23 protein-coding genes and 1 riboswitch are annotated in these 24,729 nt (G+C 42.8%); of the genes, 7 read left to right on the top strand and 16 right to left on the bottom strand.

The window, feature by feature from the left end:
- Positions 1-26: 26 nt before the first annotated feature.
- The 3 genes from MJ612_RS06555 to MJ612_RS06545 all read right to left on the bottom strand — a co-directional run bounded on the left by MJ612_RS06555 (position 27) and on the right by MJ612_RS06545 (position 4,473).
- Positions 27-1,184: a glycosyltransferase family 4 protein gene (locus MJ612_RS06555; protein ID WP_187030600.1), complete on the bottom strand. Its 1,158-nt coding sequence runs from the start codon at positions 1,182-1,184 to the stop codon at positions 27-29.
- 169 nt (positions 1,185-1,353) lie between these two features.
- Complete coding sequence (locus MJ612_RS06550; RefSeq protein ID WP_187030598.1) at positions 1,354-3,666, bottom strand: GumC family protein; 2,313 nt, start codon at positions 3,664-3,666, stop codon at positions 1,354-1,356.
- A 15-nt stretch (positions 3,667-3,681) separates the two neighbouring features.
- Positions 3,682-4,473, bottom strand: a complete 792-nt coding sequence (locus MJ612_RS06545) for a polysaccharide biosynthesis/export family protein (protein ID WP_187030595.1) — start codon at positions 4,471-4,473, stop codon at positions 3,682-3,684.
- Between the two features lie 535 nt (positions 4,474-5,008).
- On the opposite strand from MJ612_RS06545, the gene MJ612_RS06540 reads away from it, so the two are divergent.
- Both MJ612_RS06540 and MJ612_RS06535 read left to right on the top strand, forming a co-directional pair.
- Positions 5,009-5,605, top strand: a complete 597-nt coding sequence (locus MJ612_RS06540) for a DedA family protein (protein ID WP_187030593.1) — start codon at positions 5,009-5,011, stop codon at positions 5,603-5,605.
- A 208-nt stretch (positions 5,606-5,813) separates the two neighbouring features.
- Positions 5,814-6,248 carry a hypothetical protein gene (locus tag MJ612_RS06535; RefSeq protein WP_187030590.1) on the top strand — a complete coding sequence of 145 codons (435 nt, stop codon included), beginning with the start codon at positions 5,814-5,816 and terminating at the stop codon, positions 6,246-6,248.
- Between the two features lie 48 nt (positions 6,249-6,296).
- On the opposite strand, the gene MJ612_RS06530 is transcribed toward MJ612_RS06535, so the two are convergent.
- The 4 genes from MJ612_RS06530 to MJ612_RS06515 all read right to left on the bottom strand — a co-directional run bounded on the left by MJ612_RS06530 (position 6,297) and on the right by MJ612_RS06515 (position 10,205).
- The gene (locus MJ612_RS06530) at positions 6,297-7,574 is read right to left on the bottom strand and encodes a GAF domain-containing sensor histidine kinase (protein WP_250419077.1); all 1,278 of its coding nucleotides are present in this window, start codon (positions 7,572-7,574) and stop codon (positions 6,297-6,299) included.
- A 171-nt stretch (positions 7,575-7,745) separates the two neighbouring features.
- Complete coding sequence (locus MJ612_RS06525; RefSeq protein ID WP_187030589.1) at positions 7,746-8,153, bottom strand: hypothetical protein; 408 nt, start codon at positions 8,151-8,153, stop codon at positions 7,746-7,748.
- A 195-nt stretch (positions 8,154-8,348) separates the two neighbouring features.
- Positions 8,349-9,200, bottom strand: coding sequence for an alpha/beta fold hydrolase (locus MJ612_RS06520; RefSeq protein ID WP_187030587.1), 852 nt, complete (start codon positions 9,198-9,200; stop codon positions 8,349-8,351).
- Between the two features lie 201 nt (positions 9,201-9,401).
- Positions 9,402-10,205, bottom strand: a complete 804-nt coding sequence (locus tag MJ612_RS06515) for a pseudouridylate synthase (RefSeq protein ID WP_250419076.1) — start codon at positions 10,203-10,205, stop codon at positions 9,402-9,404.
- Between the two features lie 325 nt (positions 10,206-10,530).
- Here MJ612_RS06515 and tcmP point away from each other — a divergent pair, with 325 nt between their 5' ends.
- From tcmP to MJ612_RS06495, 4 genes are all read left to right on the top strand, one after another.
- The gene (gene tcmP, locus MJ612_RS06510; RefSeq protein ID WP_187030585.1) at positions 10,531-11,676 is read left to right on the top strand and encodes a three-Cys-motif partner protein TcmP; all 1,146 of its coding nucleotides are present in this window, start codon (positions 10,531-10,533) and stop codon (positions 11,674-11,676) included.
- Between the two features lie 123 nt (positions 11,677-11,799).
- Entirely contained in the window at positions 11,800-12,465 is a 666-nt protein-coding gene (locus MJ612_RS06505) for a hypothetical protein (protein ID WP_187030584.1), read from the top strand.
- Positions 12,466-12,565: 100 nt separating this feature from the next.
- On the top strand, positions 12,566-13,522 hold the full coding sequence (locus MJ612_RS06500) for an aldo/keto reductase (RefSeq protein WP_187030582.1): 957 nt from the start codon (positions 12,566-12,568) through the stop codon (positions 13,520-13,522).
- A 34-nt stretch (positions 13,523-13,556) separates the two neighbouring features.
- Positions 13,557-14,471 carry a pirin family protein gene (locus tag MJ612_RS06495; RefSeq protein WP_187030580.1) on the top strand — a complete coding sequence of 305 codons (915 nt, stop codon included), beginning with the start codon at positions 13,557-13,559 and terminating at the stop codon, positions 14,469-14,471.
- Between the two features lie 51 nt (positions 14,472-14,522).
- Here the strand turns inward: MJ612_RS06495 and arr are convergent, their stop codons facing one another.
- The 9 genes from arr to MJ612_RS06450 all read right to left on the bottom strand — a co-directional run bounded on the left by arr (position 14,523) and on the right by MJ612_RS06450 (position 22,926).
- Positions 14,523-14,969, bottom strand: a complete 447-nt coding sequence (gene arr, locus MJ612_RS06490) for an NAD(+)--rifampin ADP-ribosyltransferase (RefSeq protein WP_187030826.1) — start codon at positions 14,967-14,969, stop codon at positions 14,523-14,525.
- A 114-nt stretch (positions 14,970-15,083) separates the two neighbouring features.
- On the bottom strand, positions 15,084-16,175 hold the full coding sequence (locus MJ612_RS06485) for an endonuclease/exonuclease/phosphatase family protein (RefSeq protein ID WP_187030578.1): 1,092 nt from the start codon (positions 16,173-16,175) through the stop codon (positions 15,084-15,086).
- Positions 16,176-16,425: 250 nt separating this feature from the next.
- Positions 16,426-17,349: a DUF808 domain-containing protein gene (locus tag MJ612_RS06480; RefSeq protein WP_187030576.1), complete on the bottom strand. Its 924-nt coding sequence runs from the start codon at positions 17,347-17,349 to the stop codon at positions 16,426-16,428.
- A 367-nt stretch (positions 17,350-17,716) separates the two neighbouring features.
- Entirely contained in the window at positions 17,717-18,553 is an 837-nt protein-coding gene (locus MJ612_RS06475) for an anti-sigma factor (protein ID WP_187030574.1), read from the bottom strand.
- Positions 18,546-19,106 carry an RNA polymerase sigma factor gene (locus MJ612_RS06470; RefSeq protein ID WP_250419075.1) on the bottom strand — a complete coding sequence of 187 codons (561 nt, stop codon included), beginning with the start codon at positions 19,104-19,106 and terminating at the stop codon, positions 18,546-18,548. The genes MJ612_RS06475 and MJ612_RS06470 overlap by 8 nt, the downstream gene beginning before the upstream one ends.
- Positions 19,107-19,363: 257 nt before the next feature.
- Positions 19,364-20,164: a ferritin-like domain-containing protein gene (locus MJ612_RS06465; protein WP_187030572.1), complete on the bottom strand. Its 801-nt coding sequence runs from the start codon at positions 20,162-20,164 to the stop codon at positions 19,364-19,366.
- A gap of 8 nt (positions 20,165-20,172) precedes the next feature.
- The gene (locus MJ612_RS06460) at positions 20,173-20,886 is read right to left on the bottom strand and encodes a ferritin-like domain-containing protein (protein WP_317233042.1); all 714 of its coding nucleotides are present in this window, start codon (positions 20,884-20,886) and stop codon (positions 20,173-20,175) included.
- Between the two features lie 185 nt (positions 20,887-21,071).
- Positions 21,072-21,311 (bottom strand): Sec-independent protein translocase subunit TatA/TatB, encoded by a 240-nt coding sequence (locus MJ612_RS06455; RefSeq protein WP_187030570.1) that lies wholly within the window; start codon positions 21,309-21,311, stop codon positions 21,072-21,074.
- A gap of 205 nt (positions 21,312-21,516) precedes the next feature.
- Positions 21,517-22,926, bottom strand: a complete 1,410-nt coding sequence (locus MJ612_RS06450) for an FAD/NAD(P)-binding protein (RefSeq protein ID WP_187030568.1) — start codon at positions 22,924-22,926, stop codon at positions 21,517-21,519.
- Between the two features lie 354 nt (positions 22,927-23,280).
- A riboswitch (SAM riboswitch) is annotated at positions 23,281-23,383 on the top strand.
- Between the two features lie 362 nt (positions 23,384-23,745).
- Between MJ612_RS06450 and MJ612_RS06445 the strand changes: the two genes are divergently transcribed.
- Positions 23,746-24,729, top strand: a complete 984-nt coding sequence (locus tag MJ612_RS06445) for an ATP-grasp domain-containing protein (protein ID WP_187030566.1) — start codon at positions 23,746-23,748, stop codon at positions 24,727-24,729.

Raw genomic sequence — 24,729 nt, 5'->3', positions numbered from 1 at the left:
ACTTTTCATTCAGTATCATCATACAGTTAAAGACTCTTTTGAGGCTCGTTATTAAAAATCATTAATAATATTTCTCTCATTTTTTTGCCCCAAACCTCCCAGTTTAGCTCCTCTTCATACTTTTCCCTAGCTTTTAAAGACATCTTTTTTAACACATTTTTATTATTAATCAGATATTCTATTTTGTCTGTGTAGGCCTCGGCTTTTGCTGTAAGAGGTAAGAGAAAACCATTTACACCATCCTCTATAATGGAGCTAACGCCCCCTGTGTCGGTTGAAATAACTGGCACTCCGAAGGCATTTGCTTCACAAAAAACAATGCCATAACATTCGGCTCTGGTTGGTAAGAATAGAATATCAGTATCGTATAATAATTTGTTAAAAGCTTTTCTATCCTCTGCTTTGTTTTTATCAAGAAAAGGTATTGCAGTAATATGAGGATGCTCTCTGGCAGGTTTACATCCGCAGACCATTAATTGAAAATCATACCCTTTTTTAGTTAATTGTTCTACAGTTTCTAGTACTATGTCTCCACCTTTTCTCTTCCAATCTACCCCAAGAAAAAGCAGTTTTATTTTATGGTTATAATGCTTGGTTACCTCGCTTTTAGTAGGTGGGATATCAATATTGGCTCCCATTTTTATAACATAAGTATTCTTAGCCTTATAATTTAACTTAGCATAATCTGCAGCCCACGAAGACGGATAAACATTGCAGGCTGAATTACTGATAGCCCGTTGCTCAATTCTGTTTGATGTTTTTATGGACGATTTTGAGAAATTAGAGAAGCTGGCATAGTATTCATTCAGCTGGCCGAAAGAAGAATCTGAATAATAACAAATTGGTAGGCGTGTATTTAAGTATGCAATTTCAACTGAAGCAGTAGGGGCAAAAAGTACATCTATTTTTTTTCGCTTTAACTTTTTGTTAAAAACATACCCGTAGTATTTACTTATCAAATAATTGTTTTTCTTGTTGAACCTTTTCCCATTAAATCGATGAATGATATGAAGCAAGGCAAAGATGAAAGTGAAAAAAAGAGGAAGCTTTACAGGACCTAATAGTATTACCTTAGGAAATTGTTTTTCCAACGCCTTCCACATCATGTAATAAATACCAGACCATGTCCTTTTATCTCTGGGATCTCTGGCACTCAAAAACCCGATCACTAATTCATCTTCCATAGTACTTTAATAGAAATCAAAATTGTAGCAGCTCTCGGAAGATACTGTTTTAATGCAGTCAGGCTTTATGTTTTAACGAATGCCGCACCACTTAAAACTATCAAATTTTCATCTGCAGAGTTAAACTTCTAGTGGGTAAGCATTAAGTGAAGGAGCAGACTTTTTTATATCATGTGGCTTTCATACCATACTTATTTCTCTTATACACATATTCATTTCCGTAACCATAGCCATAGCCATATTCACCCTTCACAAAACCCCTTGCTTTTACACCATTAAACACAATAGCCATATTAGTTAATGATTTACTGATATTACTATCCTCAAGGCGTTGTACTACTACCTTAGGGGTGTAATCATGCCTTATAACGTATAAGGATATATCACAGAACTCTGTAATAAGGTAGGCATCAGATACTAAGGTTACCGGAGGGGTATCTACAAGAATATAATCAAATTCAGTTTCTAAGTATTTAAAAAGGGCTTCCAGGCGTCCGTTCAGTAAAAGCTCTGAGTTATCACCTATCCTGGCTCCAGCTGGCATAATGCTTAGATTCTCATATTCGGTGCTTATAATCATATCACAAGCGTCTAATTCACCTACCAGATACTCGGTAATACCCTCATGCTTAAGCAAATCAAACAACACAGAAGTATTCGGATTTCTCAGGTCAAGATCTATGAGTATGACTTTTTTACCTGATAAAGCTAAGCTTAGGGCAAGATTAGTACTCACGAAGCTTTTGCCCTCACCCGGAATACTGGAGGTAACCATAATCTTCTTTTTGCTAAAGGTTCTGCCATACAAACCCATAGTGGCTCTCATCTGCCGGAATTGCTCTACAACAAATACTTCGCTTGGCTCTTTAAAAAGAGGGCCTTTTCTAGGTTTAACATAAGATAGTTCAGCAACGATAGGGGCATGTGTACAATCTACTATCTCTGACCGGAACAATATTTTCTGGTTTAGCAGCTCTTTCGAGGTTACCATAGTTACACCTAATATCATGGCTAATACTGCTGCAATCAGGTAAACTGTAAATGGCTTAGGGCTAACAGGTAGCAATGCAGCTTCTGCCATGTCCACTACTCTGCTATCTCCGGACGTAGGCGCGTAGGAGAGGGCCGTTTCTTCCCTTTTTTGAAGAAGGAAACTATAAACACTATTCTTTATAGCTTGCTGCCTGCTTATTTCAAGGAGCTCTCTTTCTTTCTTTGGAATCTTTTGTAGAACAGAATTATATTGCCCGTTTGTAGAAGCTAAATTTGCCTTACTTGCCTGCAGATTTACTCTCTGGTTTCTAATGCTTTCAAGTATACTCGGGCGTATTTTCTCTATTTCATCTGTTACAGAAACAAGTATAGGGTTGTTCTCAGCCGTTGTTTTACTTAGCTTTTGGTATTGTATCTCAGTATCGTAAAGTTTCTGTAAGAGTTGTGCCAGAACCGGATCATTAAGCCCTAAGGTAGAAGGAACTATACTTGCGGAGTTCTCTTTTGAGACCACGTAGCGTTCAACCTTATCCAGCACGGCGAGTTGTAAATTTACCTCAGCTAATTTACGGTCATTATCTCCTACATTCTGTAAAAATAGTTTACCCTGCTCTCCAAGGTCTACAATTCCTTTTGTTGATTTATATTGTTGTACTTCATTCTCTACAACATCAAGTTCTTTTTCAACAAACTTAATTCTATCTTCTATAAAGGCGAGCGTGTTGGCAGCCAGAACATTTCTGTCAATAACAGCTAACTGGTTATAAGCATAAATTAACTGGTTCAGGATGTCCTCACCTCTCTGTGGTACAGGGTCTTGCAGCGACAGATTAATTACACTGGATAATTTGTTAGCAGCCTTTACATCTAATCTGCCTAAAATACCCTCAGTTACGATCCTCGGATTTTCTAAAGAAAAGTAAAGAGGGTAAGTAGGCATGGCCTCCTGTTTAAGATTATGCTGAAACTGGAAAGTACCATAAGGTGTTCTTACCCAAGTATCCAGCGGATACTCCTTATTTTTTATTTTAACCTTGCTTGTTTTACTATTGTAGGAAAAGTATACTTTCTCTTGCGCCCTTATTTTTTCGGGATATTTAGCCTTTATAATAATAGGGGAGGTTGAATAAGCATGTAAAGATTTGATCTCACCTTCTTCATAGATTGGGGCATAGAGGTTAAGAGAATCTACTACCTGCTTCATTAAAGCTCGCGATTGTATAACCTCCATCTCATTTTCTACAATTTTGGTTGAGTTAAACACATCAATCGCTTCGTAAATCCGGGGATCATTCATACCCTTTTTCTCATCCGTTATAATCAATGTAGCTGTTGTTTCATAAACTGGGGTGGCATAAGACAGATAACCCCAGCCTGCTAGCCCTCCAAGCAGCAGTAGTAGTACAAACAGTGGCCAGTAAGGCAGGTACTTATATAATAAACTAAAAAAAAGGTTGTTTTCTGCGTCAGGAGTTGCTTTATTAACCATAGCTATTAGGGTTAGTTATCTGGTTAAGAGATCAATAACAATTACGGTAAGGGACAATGCACTAAAGACAACAGGTAACCATTGCCTGGCAGTGCCTGTGCTGGAGATCTTAGACTTATTTGCCTCTACATATATAATATCATTAGACTTTAAGTAGTAGTAAGGTGAAGTGAACAGTTCATCTGTTGTTAAATTTATTCTTGTTAATTTCTTGGTGCCATCTTCTTCCCTGATTAACAACACATTGTCGCGGTTGGCATAAATTGTTAAATCACCTGCCAGTCCAAGCGCCTCCAATAATGTTATTTTCTCATTAGGAATGGTGAAAACCGAGGGGCGGGCAACTTCACCCAGCACTGATACTTTATAGTTTAAATAGCGAATATTGATGATGGGCTCTATGAGCAGTTTCCTTCTTTCTAATTCCCTGGTTATGTTTTCTTTTAATGCTTTTTTAGTTAAACCAGCTGCTTTTATGTTACCCAGAAATGGGAATTGTATAAAGCCATCTTGGTCAACAAGGTAGCCAGATGCCTGGGCAGTATTGCCTGAAACAGTAGATGTCTCAGTAGCTGAAACATTGGGCATGTTGAAAATTACTGAAGCTTCTGGGTTAAGACTGTTTACTGATATACTTAAAAGATCATTTTCCTGTATCACAGGCTCTAATAACTGTAGATCCTCTGAAGGAAATTCAGTATTACTGATGTTATTAAAATACGTAGCCTTGCTTGTGTCTATACAAGAAGTAAACATAACTGTGCATAAAGCAATAATATAGCATAGAGGAGGAAAAGCTATTTTCATAGATAGTATATTCGGGTGTCTATTAACATATATGGCTTGCATTATATAACTTTATGTTATATAATATTTACATTTAATTGAATATTTTGTATACGACACGGATGGCCTGAAGTTGCTTTATATAAGCATCCTATGGTTTGTTTATGTGTTATAAAGACTGAAGAATACAAGTTTCAGTTGAGCATAGAGTTATTAGTATAACTTATATTACATGTCTTAAACAGTAGCTCAGATAGAACTGAAGATGCGATTGTAGAGATCCTTTTATTACTTAAGTTAAGAGCTGTTACTGGAACAGGAAGGAGTTGTGAAGCAGAATAATTCAACAGACAAAAGCGCTTGCAGTGGGATATCTGGTTTACCTTAAGCACAATATCTATACTTAATACAGATTTAATTTAACTATAACTATCATCATTAACAGTAAGCGGATGATGCAGGTCAGAAACAGGAGGCTGTGAATACAAGGGATGCGTAACAAAAGCGACAATAAGGGAGTTTTACCCTTGTTGTTGATTTTGAAACCGCATTATAAATGGATACTACGAGCATTATTGAATGGGGAGGTTTCCTCATTATTGCGATACTGATATTTGCCGAAACAGGACTACTGATCGGACTGGTTATACCTGGCGGAGAAACGTTGGTTTTTACGGCAGGGCTGCTGGTAAGTACCGATTCATTAGGTGTTTCTGTAGCTATATTGCTCTTCTCCCTGATATTGGCAGGTATAGTAGGGGATACTTCAGGTTATTTTATCGGGAAGAAATTTGGCAGAAAACTCTATGACAAGGAAGATACTTGGTACTTTAAAAAGAAGTACCTGCATATGGCTGCCGACTATTTTGATAAGCACCGGAAAGCTGCTATCATCTTTGGTAAATACTTACCTATTATCAGGCCTTTCAGCCCTGTGATCTCCGGAACAACTAACATGAAGTTTTCTGTATTTATGTTCCTGACTATAGTGGCAAGTATACTTTATATGAGCACCTATGTACTGGCAGGATATTTTCTCGGTACTCAATTTCCGATAATAAAAGAGTACCTGGGCTGGATAGTACCTATCAGTATAGTAGTGGCTCTCATTCCTGTGTTTAAACAGTTCAGGAAAGCTAAGAGCAATGCATAAGTATAAAGCTTCGGCCTGACTTTCATTTACTTATATTGCTGTAACATACGCCGGAGGGGCATTATTGTAAAGGTATAAACTGCTGCTTGTTGCTCAGGTACCTATAACTACCCATACTTTATCATGCTTAACTAACTTGATTTGCTTAACATAGGTCAAAGGTAGTTTATATACGTACAAATTTTAAAAGGAATTATTTAATTTTTGTATGGTCGTGACTGTTGCTGCAAAATCAATTGCATTGGAAAAAGTATGGGAGAAAGAATATGTCACGATACGGCATAATCCGGAAGAGAACTTTATATGGAATGAGTGGAGGGGCGTGATTCCTAGCAAAGAGCTGCGTGAAGCAATGATTTACGCCTGTAATTTTATCCTGGATAACCAGGTAGAACTTATACTTGCAGATTATACCCGTATGGCTGCTCCCACAATGGATGACCAGGTTTGGATTGCCAATCATACGGCTGAGTTGCTGCAACACAGTAAGCTAAGGCGTGTGGCTAACCTGATGGCTCCGGATATAGTGCAGCAGGTAGCTATAAAATCCATTTACGACATAGCCTCCGAATTTTCGTTGCCTTGCGAGTCTAAAGATTTTGATGATAAGCTGGAAGCGCTGGAGTGGCTATTCTCAAAATAACTTTTTATGATTTCCAGCAGATCAGCTCTCTTATAACAGGCTTTGTTGTTAATTTGATAAAATTGGCGAAACAATACCAACCGGTATCTTTAACTCAAAGCTGGTGCCCTGACCGGGTACAGAGGTAACACGGAAGGTGCCCTGTAAACTATTTACAAGGTGTTTCACTAGTTGTAGCCCTAAACCAAATCCCTGCTCTCCGTCTGTACCAATGGTAGTAAAGTTTTGCCTACCGTTCATTACTTCTGCCAACTGCTCATCTGTTATACCTATGCCGTTATCAATTACCTGTATGTGAAGCATCCTGACATTCGGTTCCGGGAGAATGTTTAATTTAACAGTAACTGCCCCCAGCGGTGGAGTAAACTTAAAGGCATTGGAGATCAGATTACCGGTTATCTGCATCAGTTTGTTTTTAGGGAAAGCGATTATGTCCTGATCCGGATTGGTTTCCACTTCAAACACAATGCCTTTGTCGGTAGCCTGTGGCTGGTAAAGTTCTGTAAGCTTGTCTTTGAATTGCTGCAGGGTAAGGCTGTTTTCCTGCAATTGCGCCACGGTGGTATCTGCTTTCTTTCCGGTGGTTAATATTTCATCTGCCAGATCCAGCAATGAGGTGCCACTGGTATAAATATGCTGGCTTAGCTTCTGTATCTCTTCCGGGGTATGGCTGTCTGCTTTCCGGGAGATCATTTTGGCAAGCCCGATGATACCGCCAATAGGACCTCTTATATCGTGTGCTACTCTTTTGTTTACTTCCTTTGCTTCTGCCAATTGCTGACGTAGTGCCTGTACCTGCTGCTGGGTAGTAAGCCGGCTAACAACCTCGTTTGCAATAATCTTTAATAACCCGATCTTGTCCTGTGTCAGGTTTTTTTCAGAGGTATCCAAAACACATAACGAACCTATACTTTGCCCGTTCCTGGTTTTAAGCGGCAGGCCGAAATAATAGCGTAGTTGAGGCCCGTCTTTTACACCCTGAAGATTCCTGAAGCGGCTATCCAGCATTAAGTTTTTTACCTCAAACTGTTCCGGCTCCAGTATGGTATACTGGCAAACGCTGTTCTCGCGCGGCGTCTGCCCCGTCGGAAAACCATGCCCAGCCACTGTCCACAAGGTATAAGCATCGATCAGGTTAAGCAGCGAAATTTCTGTGCCCGCCACTTGTGCCGCCAGTTTTAACAGGTCTGTAAAATTATTTTCAAGGCTGGCATAATCCAGATCAAATTCCGACAGATCTTTAACTCGATCAAACTCTTCAGGCTGAACCGGGAACTGAGCAGGCATATAGTTGTAATTGTTGAGTAGGTTTATTTTGTAATGCAAACTTAACGCACTTTATACTTATCCAGGTTGCAATCTGTGCAATATTCCTGTATTACAAAATGAAAAAGACTATAAATTATACTTGAGATAAAATGCTGGTAATTGTAGACAGGGCAGATTTGGGCTCGTTATTCTGATAAGCAGGAGGGATATCGCGAGTATAAACTTACTTTACTTCTTAAGCCAGAGCAACGCTTTCGTTCTGTTCGAGAAAAAACTGAATTCAAGAGGGCGATTTATGGATTCTTTGATCTCGTTGAATGCTGCTAGGATACGATCTTCGCGCACTGAACTGGAGGTTCCTACGCAGGCAATTTTACGGATCGTTGTTGGCAACAGTCCTACCACAAGCTGGGCCAGTGCAGCTTTATATTCTTCTTCTGTCAGGTCCTGGGTATTATCCGAGAAGTTGAGCATTAAGTTTTTGATGTTAAGATCTCTTGCACTAGAAACAACATCCATAAAAGCTGTTTTAACCTCAGCTGCACTATAAGGTCTTTGTTCCTGCCAGTCAGCATATAAAATGCTCTGCTCGGCAGCATAGTGTACCCTGATAAGTTTATCGCTGTAAAGCTCCATACTTGTTCTTAACTCCCTTCTGCTCTGATTGTTGCAGTAATATAGGAATAGATTGCAATTAAATCTGAACCTGATGTTGTAAACACTAATGTTTAACAGGTATAAATCTGAGTAAAGAGGGGCAGTTTAAGAAATACGGCATAAGAGCAAAAGGCGCTTGCAGGAACAGAACATTCTGAAAAGTATAAAGTATAATTACCTGGCCTCGCTTTGTGTGCGGCAGTGTTCTACAAACTCCACCAGCTTTTGATCAAAATAAGCGCTGTTCTCCAGTTGCGGCATGTGCCCGGCATCTGGTACCATAATGGTGTCACCAGTCCACTTAGGTACTTCCAGGTCTTGCAGGTAAGTTTTTTCTCCTAATTGGTCTTCTTCGCCGGTTATCAGCGCAATTGGCACTTTGGCTTGCTGCATTATTTTTATTTCGTCGGCATGGTTGCTTACGGCTACACTTTGTGCCAGCACCGTTCTGGCTTTGGGGTCTGTTTTTTTATAGTCGTCGGCCAGTGTAGTAGGTATATGCCCGTTTCTTACAGCTAAAAATGAGGTCGCATATTTATCAAGTTCGCCGTCGTCGGCCTGTTCTTTCAGTATCGTATTCAGTACGTCCGCCTTATCAGTTTTAAAAGCCCTTACTATATCGTCCGGTGAGTTGGCTACGGCGGTATTCACAATCAGCACCCCGATACAGTTCTTTAGTCCCGGCAAAGCTTCTATGGCTACATTTCCGCCAAGCGAGTAGCCGGCCACCACATACTTCTCATCGGTAATCGTTGGTATTAGCTCCTGCAACAGCTGTGCGTAGCCAGGCAGCGTATAGTGGGTTTCCGGCTCATCAGACCAGTCGGAGGTACCATGACCCGGCAGCTCTACAGAGATCAGGTGATAGTTGCTTAGTGCTTCGCTTTCCAGCTGCTTTTGCCACACCTCCCGCGACATTGAAATTCCGTGCAGAAATATAATAGCGGGCGCATTGCCTTTCCGTTCTTCTACATGCAGGTTAAGTTTGTGTAGCGGGTAGTTTTTAGATACAACTGCGTTTGCCATAGCTTATAACTAAAGTTTAACATACTATAGCTATTGTACAAGTATAAAAATGCCTTGTTGTGCAGTTACCTCGGTTTTGAGGTACGGTTACTAGTTATTTATCTAGTTTTATTTCATTGGCTGATGCTGAAGTAGTTATCTAAACTATAATTTATACCTGAGGCTATGAAGTATCAGGTATGAAAGCTACTTTACCTGGCTTTACACCGGCCTTTCATCCATCACAACGTCTTCCAGCATGTGTGCCAGTATGGGCGCACATTTTTCCTGGCAGGCAGGGTAGTAGTGGCCATGTTTCCAGTAGTCTGATTTAGGAGATAAGCCCCACCAGAATTCAGCCATTGCCAGAGGTTTTAATTGGTGCTGAAAAGCATATTGCAGCAGCTTGGGAGCAGCACATTCGCCGGCCCCGGCAGGAGGATTGTTGCTGTTGGTATGTGTAAACAGGGTACGCAGGTTTTTTTCTTCCCCGGCCTTGTTCAGGAACTGGTACTGGTCAAAGAGTTTGCCCTGTAGCGCAACAGAATGCGATCTGCGGGTTTCCTGCAGCCACGCAATTTCCTCCCTGCTTTCTACTGTCTGTACTTCCTCCAGCAAACGTATCTGCTGGTTTATGCGCGTCAGTTCCTGCATCCCGGTATTAAGAAAGCTGCCTTCGGTCAGGCTGTCGAAAATGGGTGGTACAAACCGGGCATGGTTGTAACTGCCTGCCAGTTTCCCCGAAAATGCAGCCAGGTACCCTACTTCTTTTGCTGCCGTCTGCACCACCAGCACCCCAAACATCTTCCCGATAATGGCGCCTGTTTGCGCTTCCTGTAAGCCAAAGTTGTGTTCCCAGTCTTCCTGTATATTTAGGTGCTCCTGTAACTTTTGTGCGGCCAGTAAACTGAGCGGGTGCGGCGTATAGTTAAACAGGTACGTAAATTTTTCGGGTAAAGTGTACTGCTCCAGAGATTCTTCGAACGGATTAAAACAGGCTGGTGTGGGCGGGAGGTAAACTGGCAAGTAGGGTAAGTTCTTATAGTTGTAAGTGCTAAGCAAAAGCAAAAATAGCAGGCAGAAGTTTCATCTGTTCAAATTTGTTTCTTTTGGCAAGTATAGCTGTGTAGAAATAAACTAATATAATTAGCTTTAATGATGATAAACTAAGTAATTTAGCGGACTGTAGTTTGATGCATGTGCCGGATGTACTTTCTTTTTCTAAAACTGATTTTAAAATTACTGATACTGAGTGTCTTACCTGATAGCGTGCATTTCAATACTGTTAAACCGGCTTTTTACCCGTTAAAAGTCGAACTATAGTGCTATAGCTTATTGCTTGCTTTAATTTATGCCTGCCACAGAATTTAACGCTTTTTTTACAGCAAAACGCAGCTTTACAGAGATAAAACAGGAGGTTTTCGGTAAATACTTCGAAGCCTGGAACACATTGCGTTTAAGTAAAAAGAAGGAAGACGCCCAACCTGACCTGCTCCTGATCGACCTGCATGCCGGGGAAGAACAGGCACTGGCAGATAATACCCCCTTACCGGCACATCACCACTTTTATATTTACAAAAGTATCTTTAAACAACCAAAATTAAACCAGGCCATACACACCTTCTTTTATGATAAAAACAAAGCTATACTGGAGCAGGCAGGTCAATGTATAGAAGCGTTACCCTATTACGAGGAGCTGGTGCATCAGCCTTTGCCACTGGCTACTGCAGAAAATAAAGCCTTGATGACTGAACTGCTAGAGTCTGGCTGCAGCTCCCTGGTTTTCATGGATCCGTTCCAGGGCAGTTATGCGCAGCAGGTACTGGGGCAGGCTATCAGTTCAGGTCAGTCAGACCTGTTCATGCTGCTCTCTCCTGAAACTATAACCCGGGCAGTAGCCGGTAAAAAAGTAAGCCCTGTGTTGGCAGAGTTATTCGGGGAGCGCCTGCAGGTCATCAGTAACTATTGCCGCAAAGAGAAAGCGAAAAGCAAGCGGCAGCAGTTTATCCTGGATCATTTTATACAAGCGCTGCATGCAAAGGAGTGTTTAACGCTACTCTTTAAAATAAACCTGCCCGATACCGAAGACCCGGAGCATTACCTGCTCTTTGCCTCTCGTGACGGCCATGCCTACCGAAGCTTTAAAGAAACAATGCTGCCTTATAGTATACTGCAGGAAGATGACGTTCCTTTATTTATTGCCAATGATTTCCTGCAACCCCAGACTTCCCTGTTCGAGCAAGTGCCGGAGTTTACAATACCAAACCTGGTGGAGCGCATTACAAACCAGGCAAACCTGTACAAGTATAAGTCTATCGAAAAGATGTATGAGCTCGACAGCCCAGGCACAAATTATATCCGCGAGAACTATGTTGCTGCCTGTGAGCAGCTGCGCAAAGCTGGTAAAATAGAGCTGCTGAATCCTAAAACGATGCAGGCCATCAGGCAGCCAACACCTGCTGCCGTAGTAAAGTATAAGGTTTCAGTTAACAGTTAACAGTTAGCAGTTAACAGTTATCAGTCTGGTAATTAGTGTGTTTTGCTTGAGGTGAGTGGATAAACTCATTTATACTTTGGCCGTTATTTTAGCTGGCACCTGCATCCTTAATTCACTGAACGGATGAGAAGGAGTAAAGCATATCGGTATAGTTTCCTGTTGTTTCTCTTACTACTGGCAAGCAGCAAGCACACCCTTTATGCCCAAGAATTAACAGCGGAAGTATTTGCCGGTACCGCCTGGAGCCTGCCGATGCGCTTGCGTATAGAGCAACCCGGAGAAGCTCCCATTCAGTTTACAGCCCGCTACCGGACCCGCCCCTGGAGAGGTGCGCCTTATTATGCTTACCGCATGGGCTACCGACAATGGAGTGCCGAGCTGGTGCACCATAAATTATACCTGCAAAACCCGCCCCCAGAGATCGAGCATTTTGAAGTATCGCATGGCTATAACCTGGCCATGATCAACAGAGACTTTTCTGTAGCCAGTTCACCTGCCATTTTTAAGATAGGCCTGGGGATGGTTATTGCTCACCCCGAAGGCAGGATACGTGGCAAAGCAATTAACCCTGTGCGCAGTTTGCTTGGAGGTGGCTATCACATTTCAGGCGTTTGCCTGCAGGCAGCTGTAGGGCCCCGGTTAAAAATAGGGGAGCATTGGTTTGTACGGCCGGAAGCCAAGATAACTGCCGCCTGGGCGCAAATGCCGCTGGCAGGTGGTGGCGTAGCTAAAGTGCCTAACCTTGCATTACACACACTCCTGGGCCTGGGCTACCGTTCACGTCCCTGATCTTTTCTAAAACAGTTTATACTTGCCAGATATCTGAAGCCGGGTAGTTGCGTAAACATTCCTGACTCAGCGTAGTTAACCACACGAAAACAAAGCTAGCATGGAAAAGAGACGATTAGGCAATACCGATCTATATACAGCGCCCATTGTGTTGGGAGGTAACGTATTTGGCTGGACCCTGAATGAGAAAGAATCATTTGCGGTGCTGGATGAATTTGTAAGTTTAGGTTTTAACACCATCGATACAGCTGATGCTTATTCGCGCTGGGCTCCGGGTAACCAAGGCGGTGAATCAGAGACGATCATCGGTAAATGGATGAAAGAGCGCGGTAACTATAACGATGTAACTATAATTACCAAAGTAGGCTCCGATATGGGGCAGGGGCATAAAGACATTTCCGAAAAACATATTTTAAAGGCAGCCGAGGATTCTTTAAAAAGATTGCAGGTGGAGCAGATCGATTTATACTTAACCCACTGGGATGATGATGATACGCCTGTAGAAGAAACGCTGGGTGCCTACCAGAAGCTGATAGAGTCAGGTAAGGTAAAGTATATCGGCGCATCAAACCTGTCGCCACAGCGGTTAAGAAACTCACTGGAAGCAAGCAAAAAACAGGGGCTGCCCCGCTATGAGGTCTTTCAGCCAGAGTATAACCTTTATGCCCGACAAGCATTTGAAGAAGGCATAGGACCCATTTGTAAAGAAGAAGGTTTGGGCGTGATCACATATTACTCGTTGGCCAGCGGCTTCCTGACGGGCAAGTATAGAACTGAAGCAGATCTGAACAAAAGCGTTCGTGGAGGCGGCGTACAAAAATACCTTGATGAAAGAGGAAAACGTATACTTGCCGCTTTAGATGATGTTGCCGCCAGACACCAGATCTCGCAGGCCGGAGTAGCGTTGGCATGGCTGGTAAATAACCCGGCTGTAACAGCGCCTATTGCCAGCGCCACTAAAAGCAAGCACCTGCAGGCATTTACAGAAGCTACTCAAGTTAAACTAACGCCATCTGATATGGAGCAACTGAATCAGGCTTCGGCTTACGTAAAATAGAAGTATAGAACATCAACTTTATAATAAGTCAAGTATGCTGGATATAGTTATTGAAGCACGCCAGGCCGCACTTGCACCGGGCATGAACGTACGTCGGATCCTGCCTTTCCGCCTGCGCCGTATGGTAGGTCCCTTTATATTTATGGATCATGCTGGCCCGGTACATGTAGCGCCTGAACTAACCCATTCGATGGATGTACTGCCGCATCCGCATATTGGCTTGTCGACGGTCAGTTACTTGTTTGGCGGGCAGGTTACGCACCGCGATAGCCTGGGAGTGGAGCAGGTCATTCGTCCGGGAGAGGTTAACTGGATGACAGCCGGCAGCGGCATTGCACACTCCGAACGCTTCGAAGACCCGGCATCGTTGGCAGGCGGCAACCTGGAGATGATCCAGACATGGGTGGCGCTGCCAGAGAAAGATGAAGAAGTTGCTCCTGCCTTCAACAACTATAAACCGGAGCAACTACCTGTTTATACCGATACCGGCATCTGGATGCGACTAATAGCTGGTGATGCTTATGGTTTAAGAAATGACGTTAAAACCCATTCACCGTTGTTTTACCTGCATGTGGTAGTAGAGAAAGGTGCACGTTTAACCCTGCCCAAAGAACATACCGAACGTGGAATTTATGTGGCTAAAGGAAGTATAGAAGTTTCAGGGAGTATTTATACTGTAGGGCAGATGCTGGTTTTTAATAAGAATGCTGACCCGGTTATACTTGCTAAAGAACCCGCTACGCTCATGTTGCTCGGCGGCGAGCCGCTTGGGGAAAGGCACATCTGGTGGAATTTTGTATCGTCCAGGAAAGACAGGATAGAACAAGCCAAAGCAGACTGGAAAGCCGGCAGAATACTTCTACCGCCTACAGATAACTTAGAGTATGTGCCTTTGCCGGAAGATAAATCCAAACCAGCAAGTAACCCGTCACCACAGGCACTTTCCTGAGTAAGGTAAGGCCCATTTTAACAGTTCATTTTTTTTATCAATTTTGCCAGCTTAATCCTCTATTGCCTCAATACCTTGTTCATTAAGCTTTGCTAATCTGTCTTTCATTGCTTTAACTTGTTCCGGTGAGTGTCCCTGCCATATAGTAATTTCACCAACAACTTTAAATGGATGTTTTGAGCGGTATGATTTTGTTGGATTACCTGGAAATTTCTTGTCAGTTAAGTTGGGATCATCTTCAATCGGGCCTGTTGGTTCTACTAAGTATATTCTTTCACGTCCTTCGCCTAATGCAAGTTCAGCTCCCCAAATAGCAGCATCTAAAGTGGCTGTCAGATAGATATACTTTGCTTTTCGCTGTTGCCCATAGTTTGAATTAAGACCAACTTCTACAAAGTCACCTATCTTAAGTTCAGCCTTTGTGCCGTGGAAGAATGTCTGAGCAAAAGGACTTTGGATGGGTGCATTCGGTTTGTTGTCACTGGTATGTTTTTCCATTAGTGTGTCTTTAAGATTGATTCTTGAGATTGAAGATTTATCAGGTAAAAGGTCAGCCAACTAAAGTATAAAAGAAAACCAGGCAGCAGCAGCTTACAGGCAACAGGCTTATAGTTAAAATTTTCGTTTGCCAGGCTCATGCACATCCGATTCTTCCACTTCATGTTCATCCATTTTACGCTCAGCCCATTCGTGGTCTTCTTGCTCTGCCAGTAGTCCCTGCTGGTCTGCTCCGTGGGTTTCGTCATATTCCAGCTCTACCAGCATAGGGAAGTGGTCTGAGCCGAAGTATGGAAGCCTTTCAATATGGGCCAGTGTAAAATGTTCGCTATGGAAGAGGTGATCGAGCGGCCAGCGTGCAATCAATATATCAGCATGGAAAGTGTTGAACATACCGCGCCCGATACGTGGGTCCAGCAAACCACTTATTTTCCTGAAAAGGCGTGTTGTCGAAGACCAGGCAACATCATTCAGATCGCCGGTAACTATAATCGGTGAAAGCTCATCAGAAACACTTTTTGCAACTACCAGGAGTTCTGCATCCCGCTCCGAAGAAGCTAAGTTCTCGGTGGGGCTTGGTGGGGCAGGATGCAAAAAATGAACCCGTACTTTTTTAGAAGAACGCAGTACCACTAACGCATGCATCGAGGGAACATCCGGCTCCACCAAGTATTGTATGGCCGCATCCTCTAATTGTAGCCTGGAATAGACATGCATGCCATACTTGTTCTCTAAAGGGCACTTTATTGTATACCTATACTCGTTTTCCAGCACACGCAGTTGTTCTTCCCACCATAGGTTTGTTTCCAGGGCAACCAGCACATCGGGTTGGTGTTTCTTAACCAGGTGCAGCAGGCCGTCAGCATTGCGGTTAGGCATAAGCACATTAGCTGTTAAAATGCGGATAAGGTTTTCGGGTTCTCTGTGCTTGGCGGTTTTTACTTCAACCGGGAAAAGTCTGGTGTAGGGGAGTATCCAACCACAATGGAAACAGAAAGAGCCAAGTGCAATACCAAGCATCAACCAGGAATCAAAGCGGGAAAAGTCCAGCACAATAGCCTCTGCTACAAACATAAACAATGCAGCCAGCATAAACTGAAACCTGGGAAAGTCAAGCCCGCGCACCCACCAGGCATCGTGCCGCCATAGTGGTAAAACGGTTACTATGGCCAGAAAATAGGTAAGCACTACCAGTATTTTATCCATCAACAGCTTATACTTTCAGGTTGGGCAGGTTAATTACATTGTTTAGGTAAATGTTTGATACGTTACAAATACAAGCGGGTAGAATGGAACAGAAGAAATATGGCAAGACTGCTTTGACCTGCTTGAAACACTTCTGATCTGCTAACATAAAAAGCCCGCTTATTAAGTATAATAAGCGGGCTTTTTATGTTAGAATTATTTGCTCTTAGCTATGTTTACCGGAATCGGATCATGAATTTAAGAGGTGTGATTACTTCTTGATGACTTTGCGTACGAGCACTACGATCTTTTCAATTATTGCCCCCAAGATCAAGCCTCCGATGGCGCAGATGATAACCTTTGCCAACCAGGCAAGTGCCGGTAAATGAGCCAAAGATACCTCTAAATCATGAAGTGCATGCGCTGTAAAAGGAATGCCATGTGCAATGATCTCTGCTCCAACCCATAACATGGCTGCCGTACCAACATAACTGAGTATCTTTAAAAAATGAGGCATGAACTTAACAATACCGTGCCCGATGTTCCTTACCTGCTGGTGATGTTTTTCTTTGGCCATGTGCAGCCCTATATCATCGGCTTTCACAATTAAACCTACAAACCCATAAACGGCTATCGTAATAAAAATAGCAACGGCCAGCATCACGGCAATCTGCGTAACAAGTGGTTTGTCTGCTACGGTAGCATAGGTAATCGCAACTATCTCTGCGGATAGGATCAGGTCGGTGCGCACGGCTCCTTTTATTCTTTCCTTTTCCAGTTCTTCGGGGGTTATAGTTTCGGTTTCGGTGGTTGGGCTGCCCTTGTCGTCGGTGTGGTGCTTACTGAACATCGAATGCACCTTTTCATATCCTTCAAAACACAGGAAGGCACCGCCCAGCATAAGTATAGGTGAGATTGCCCACGGAGCAAACAAACCAAGTACAATAGCTGCCGGGCTTAGCAAAAGCAATTTATTGATCAATGATTTTTTGGCGATGTGATAGATGATCGAAAGCTCGCGCGATGGATCAAGTCCTACTACATACTTAGGCGTTACGGCAGTATCATCAATTACAATACCGGATACTTTACCTGAAGTTTTTGCCACCTGCGTGGGAACATCATCCAAGCTTGCCGCACTAACTTTTACAAGTGCAGACACGTCATCTAAAAGAGCAAGAAGTCCTGAAGCCATTATGTGCTTTCTGTTTTAAGAAAAGTTGTTTTTACCCGTTTCCTGCCAATATAGTTACCCTGCGGCCTGTTATTTACAAGATGGGTTTTTCGTTCAGCAAATAACGTAAATTCAGGAACACCTAAGCAAACGGAATGAAATTAGATTGATATTCTGTAAGAGTTTTAATTTGATTTCCTGCTGATCTATACTTGCTAGCTTAATTTTATACTTCTTCTAAAGTATGGCAACCAGTAAGGTAGCACTACCTATGTTACTTCCTTCTTCTACATACTTGTGCCGCTTTGCCGGTTTAATAGAGAGCTGAAAAAGCCGCTCCGGTTAAAACAGATTGGCTTTTATACTTGACTTTAAAGAGTTTAAACCATCAGGAATCAATATTTCCCATAACGGTAAGTTGCTCGAGTGTTGGCGAGGCGCTGCCGCCTGTAGGTTCTAACGTAACAGCAAAGGCCTGGGCCGCACCGATGTTTTTCATCTGTTGCATGCCTGCCTTGTCATCTGAAACTTCAATCATGCCGGCATCTATCGGTTTGCCATCTTTAAGAGCCCATAACTGGTATTGTTTGCCGGTAGGCGGTGCTGGCAAGCTTACTGCATCCACATATACTTTTTGCTGCGCTGCATTCCAGTAAACTTTCATTTCAGCTTCCGGGTGTGCTGCTACACCTTTTAGAAGTACCTGTTTATAAGCGGGGTTCCGAAGGATAGCCAGTGTTTCTTCCTGTTGTTTAAATTGTTGCGATGTTTGCCTGAAATTGCGTGCAAGCTGCTGTTCTGAGGCAATAACACCCGCTAATCGCTGCTCAGCCTCCTGCCATTTGTTATAAAAATGAAAGCTTAACCAGCCTGATAACAGGAACAAAACTATACTTGCCGCAAACATCCATTTATAAGCAGATGCTTCTTTCTCATCTCCAGGGTATACCAGCGGATGTACAGGTGTTTCTTCTTCAGCTATAACATTATTTTCCTGTGCAGGAGTAGCAAACTGCTGCATGATTCTGTCTTTCAGTTCAGGTCTTGGCTGTACGGCATAAAGCGTTGCATAGGCTTCCATGGTTGCACAGGCTTCTTCCAGTGCCAAACGAATTTCAGGAGAAGCAGCAGCACGTTGTTCTACTTCTTCCCGTTCTGCCTGGGTTAATCCTCCGGCTGCATACAGCTCCAGAATTCCAGATGCTATGTAGTCTTCGTTATGCACGGCCTTTAAAAAATCTTGATAATAATTTTACTGCGCTGCGCGCCCTGGTTTTTACTGTTCCCAACGGAATGTTGTAAGCTTCAGCAATTTCGCTCTGTGACAGCCCCTTGAAGTACATCAGGTCAATTACCTGCTTTTGTTCAGGGTTCAGGTTTTCTACCATGTCCCGTACTCCGATATGTTCCGGCTTGAAATCGTCTGCTGAAAAGGCCAGACGTGCACCCGTCTCTATATCTTCCGTTTTATTATTTACGCGGTGCTGCTTTGATCGGATTGTATCAATAGCCTGGTTCCTGCAGATATTTATCATCCAGGTAAATAGCCTTCCTTTTGATGTATCGTAGCTCTCAAATGAGTTCCAGATCTTTACAAATGCTTCCTGCAGCACATCCTCCGCTGTTTCTTCTATCTTCACTATCTGCAATACAACACCATAAAGCGTAGCACTATACATATCGTACAGCACAGACATAGCCGAAGTATCACGAGCACGTAAACGTGCTACCAGCTCTTCCTCGCTAAGCTTAAGTATAGGTTGTTGTTGATTCGCCAATTAATTCACCTTAGTATATGAAAATACAAGGGTATCCGAAAGATACTAAATATTTAGTTAATTATATATTGTATCGTCTTTACCCAAATTAATTTCCAAACTGTTACGGGGTTAAAAAGTTTAAAATTATACAGGTTTAACTGGTACTATACTTAACATAGCAGTTGGCCTGAAATAAAAAAAGAGCTACCAGAAGCAGCTCCTTAATTCGGGGTATATAGAATTATTGAAAAATAACAGTTCCTGTTTTTAGCTGGCTATTCGAATAATGAAACTATAGTTGCTACCTGCTCTTTGGTAAGTGGCTCATCAAAAGCGCCGGAAGCAATCTCTGCTGAATAACCCTCTCCAAGAGCAGAGATGTCGTTAATGCCACCCTGGGCAAGATTACCTTCTCCTGCATAAACCGGCTGCGCACCCGCCGGCACATTACTGTTAGTGCCATCTCCAATTATCCAGCCGGCATTGTTTCGCATGCGACGTATGTGGGCTGCATGGCGCGCCTCTACTGAGTGTATCTGCAGGGCTGCCGTTAGCACAGCATCATTATTGATCAGATTAGCAGCCTGTCCTTTGTAGGCTCGTACTCCTGTATCTTCAAAAGCCTGAGCCAGAGTAAGGAAGGTCTGGTAATTGGTGTTCCAGTCAGGGAAGTTTTTACCAAAGTTAAAAGTTGGCTCACTTATAGGTGTACCGTTCAGGCTTTGGATAGTAGTTTTTAGCAATTCAACGTGTGCAGCCTCGTGCATCTGAATCTTCTGGATGGCACCTTTAGGCGCGCCTTCCGGTATCAGCCCATTAGCAGCTAATGCCTGTGTATAAAAGTTTCGCTCCAGGTACTCCAACTTCAGCGCAAAATTCAGCACTTCCAGCACGATGCCGTTGCTCTGCCCATATGCTTTTTGAAATACCGAGCCAAGTGCTAATGGTATAGCTGAAAGCGCAGCCTTTTTACCAATGGAACCTAAACCCTTAAAAGCACTCCGGCGCGAGTCAAGTCTGTTGTATACTTCCGGATCAACTTTCTCTATGTCTTCTATAATTTTAAATATGTTCATGGCGAGGCTTATTTAGGTAAATTGTTAGCAGAAATTTTTGTTTTGATGAACGCAGAAGCAGCTGAGAGTACATCTGCTGGCATCATGGCAGGGTCGAGGCCCTGGTTGTTGGCGGAATCGGAGAAGGTGCCGTTCGAGATCAGGTCGCGGATAACAGCGGCGTGGCGTGCTTCTACAGATACAATTTTACCTGCCAGCGTCAGGAAACCAGCATTTTCCAGGAACTTGCCAGCGCCATTATAAGCAGCTACACCAAGGTCTTCAAATGTTTTAGCAGTTGTTAAAATGCTGTTTTTATCAGAGAAGTTAATTGAGCTGAAGTTTACTTCCAGGTCAGGTATAGCAGCGGAGCCAAGTGCTGCCTTCAGGAAGTCTTTATGAATGTTTTCATGTCCCATCAGGTCCTGCATTATCTGCTGTTCCGTCTGATTAAATAAGCCTAAAGATTTTGCTACAACTTCTGAGTAAAAAGCAGCCTCCAGTTGTTCCAGCGCATAGGCATAGTTAAGGATACCTGTATCACCGGAGCCCAGGTCAACTGTGTTAGGATCCATGGGCATATCGTCTCCGTCTTCGTCGCAGGAGGAGGTAGCAAAAAGCAGGGTTGTGAGTGCGGCTGTAGCCCCGGCATATCGCATAAACATACGGCGCTGCATGGGTGCCACTAATGCCCTTTTTATGCCGGCGTCTTTCTCAGTAGAGGTGTCTTGTAGTTTTTCCATAATTTTAAAACATATTGTAAACTGGTTTTGAACTGCCACTGATAAAGCCCTTATCCGGTAGCATTGCAAGACCTACGACACCGGTAATAGAACCGGATTTAGGCAAGCGAAAAAAAGATATTACCGGGGCTATTTCAGAAGTATAAAAGCAACAAAGCCCACTATACATAGTGGGCTTTGTTGCATTAAGCTCTTAGCCTGGTTTCCGACTCTCTTGCTGGAGGGGTATGATCAGAAACTGAGTTTTCGAAATCTTCTTTAATATCTTTGGAGGCATCTTTAAATTCCCGGATACCACGTCCGAGACCTTTTGCCAGTTCAGGGATGCGTTTAGCACCAAAAAATAGAAGTATAGCCAGTACGATCAACACTACTTCTGTGCCTCCGAGTCCGCCTAGAAATAATAAAATGTTGGTTAGTTGCATAGTCTCACAGTTTAAATGGACAATACAAACGGGGCAGACCTGCAACCGGATTTACCGGGGTAACTATTTCTTTATAAATAAGCGGATTAAAAGCTAACTATAAATATAAATACCGCTTGATAGCACATTTCCTGAAGCCGAGATAAAGGCTGCTATACAATACATTAGCTTCAGGAGCTGTACCCGGGAAGAGCAACCAGAGTAGCTATGCTTCCGAAAGCTGCGTAAGTGGCGATGGCAGTATTACATTTGCCAGTTCCTTTGCCTGTTCTCTTATCTCCCGCAAAGCAGTTGATTCATAAAGAGTAGCTTTTCGGGGCGGTCCTAAAGTATAAAGTCCATCTATGGGTGTTCCTTGTTCACCTATTAGCGTGCCATCAGGAGCTGTTTCTAAGCCCAGCTTTAATTGATCCGGTTTTATAAGGCCTTCCTCAAGCAGTTGCTGAACCAATGGCATCTGAATCTTAGTGAAGTCGGATTGAGGACCGGTACAATTGATTACCCGGCTCACTTTTATTTGAGAGGTAGCAGTATACTTTCTTTTTTTAAGGGTGATACAGGCATGTTCCCCTTCATCCACCATGTTTAGGATAGTAGCAGCGATCACTTCTAACTGCCCTTGTTGTTGTAAACCGTTTATCAGAGTTGCTGAACTGGCAGGCATGCGGTGGCGATGTGTTTCCCAGTAAGGTCGTACATGACGGAGAAACCGCTTTTTCTCAGTTAATGGTAAAGCCTGCCAGATAGCAGGTATATCAGGACGCATGGCATCCAGTACGCTTCTCCAGGTATAGCCTTGTTCTTCTGCTTTCTTTATCTCCTTCCTGAAAAAACGGAATAATGCTATTACAGACAAGTCTGAATGAATGGGAAGGTTCAGCTTATGATAAGAAGGCGTATATACATCAAATGGCTGAGGCAGTAGTCCGTGACGAGAGATAACATAAATTTTCCCTTTATGGCCCTGTGCTTTAAGACTACCAACTAAGTCTACCATTGTCAGGCTGGAACCAATCAGTAATAAGGAGGCATCAACAGGCAAATCTGCCAGCCCTTTTGCAGCCCAGGGAGAAGCAACATATTTACTGCTTTGATAAAATGCAGCATCAGGTATGGGGAGCTGGGCTGGTGGAAAGTTGCCGAGAGCCAACACCACTTTATCTGCTTTTATAGATTCATGATCACGAAAATCTACCTGGAAGCAATTGGCCTTCCTCTTTACTGAAATAGCCTCGTCATATACTTCTACAAAGTTTATACTTGGGTGGGCCTTCATTTTTGCTTCCTGCAACCGGGCTTTAAGGTAGTCCCCGAAAATAAAACGAGGTATAAAGTCATCTTTACTGACAGGGTGCTTTAAATGCTTTTCATAACGATGCTGTTGTGCTTCGAGCCAATAGAAAAAATCGAGAGGATGTTCCGGAAACAGACTCATAGCCGAAGCAGGAACATTTAAAGGTTGAAACGTTAATTGGCTGGAATAGGCAATTCCGCGGTTCATCCTATACCTGTCCTGGTCTATCAGGTTAATGGTGGTGTTACATGTAGCGTTGTGAAGCAGGTGAATAGCCGTTAATGTGCCGCTTAAGCCTCCTCCGATAATTGCAATAGCCATAGGTGCTATAACTTAAGTAAACTGAAACTTTGATTAATCAGACAAACAAAACCTATGCTGGTAGCCTGTGCAATAGTTTAGTATAGTAAGAGAGCAGAAGTTTAACCTGTACCAGGTAACTCAATAATATCTGGTATTACGCCAGTTAACCTGTATGGTTTGTTGTCCGAACAGCTTGTTGAGAGACTGAAATACTGCTGAACACATCATAAAGCAACCACAGGTTTAAAGTATAACAGGGATAAATGGCAGTAGTTTAACCGATGTACGTACATTTTTTTGCTGAAATATTTGCAATTCCAAAATTCTGCATGCAGCTTTGCAGTGTAAAGTCAATATACCTACACAGTATTTGATTTATAAAGAAGAAGGGAGAGAACAGGCTCTATGAACTTCTAGCAACCAGTTATCAAACCAGGTGCTAATTCCTGCCTAAAAAATTTAGGGGATATAAATTATCAATCATGAAAATCACAACAAATAACCTTATCGGTTCTTTATTGCAGAAAAGCACTTTATCTTCTTTCGGTTTATCTCTTCCGAATACTATTTCTACTTGTTGTTGCTGCTGTTGTTGCTAAACCAGCTGCGCATTCTGTTGCCTATACTTTCTTTTAGGTAAACTATAACACATTACGTACGCAGCCGCCAGGCATATTAACCTTTTGCGCTTAAAGCAAATAAGGCGAAGGTTTGCTTTGTCTAAAGCTTTCAGTACCTGAAGGACTTGTTTTTGCCTGCCTCCCTTACATTCAAAAGCTCTGCCTTTGCAGGTGAGCTATACCTATACTTTCAATTTTAATTTTTACAGAGAATCTTATGTCAACTTTATCATCTGAAAAACCATTTGCAATTTTCCATGAACACCAGGAGTGGTTCCGTCCTTTATTTAATGAATTGGATGTCCGCGGCATTGCATACACACGCCTGAACGCAGCAGAACATACCTATGACCTGGCATCAGCGGAGCAGAACTATAGCCTTTTCTTTAACCGCATGAGCCCCTCTGCTTACCTGCGTAACAACGAGCAGGGCATATTCTATACACTTAATCTGCTTGCTCATTTAGAGGCTAAAGGTGTAACCGTGATCAACGGCTATAAAGCTTTCCAATATGAAACTTCCAAGGCGCTGCAGTTATCGTTGCTGGAAAGACTCGGACTTCCTTATCCTAAATCCCGTGTCATTAACCATGCCTCGCAGGCAGTTAAAGCTACAGAAGGATTGCGTTACCCAATCGTTGTAAAAGCGAACATTGGCGGAAGCGGTGCTGGCATTATACGTTTCAATTCTCCGGAAGAGCTGGCATTAGCTGTTGCCTCTGGCCAGGTAGAACTAGGTATAGACCATACCGCACTGGTACAGGAATTTATACCTGCGCGTGGCGGCCATATAAATCGTGTGGAGACCTTAGGCGGCAAATACCTGTATGCTATTAAAGTTTATACTTCAGGAGAAAGCTTTAACCTGTGTCCTGCAGACATTTGCCAGACTACCAACGGTAAAGAACTGGTAAGAAACGCCTGCGCTATTGATGCACCTAAGAACGGTATGAGAGTGGAAGGATTTACACCACCACAGGGAGTGATAGATGCTATTGAGCGCATTGTGCAGGAATCAGGTATAGATGTTGGCGGTATAGAATATACCATCGACGACCGTGACGGACAGATTTACTATTATGATATAAATGCCCTTTCGAACTTTGTGGCTGATGCTGTTAACGTGATCGGGTTTAATCCGCATGCTAAGCTGGTAGACTTTTTAGAGGCAAAAGCACAATTAAAGAGAGAGGAGGTATAG

Origin of the sequence: Pontibacter deserti (assembly GCF_023630255.1) — a bacterium.
In the GTDB taxonomy this organism is placed as follows: domain Bacteria; phylum Bacteroidota; class Bacteroidia; order Cytophagales; family Hymenobacteraceae; genus Pontibacter; species Pontibacter deserti.
Note: the sequence above shows the minus strand (reverse complement) of the source record. Positions and strands in the feature narration are given on the sequence as shown.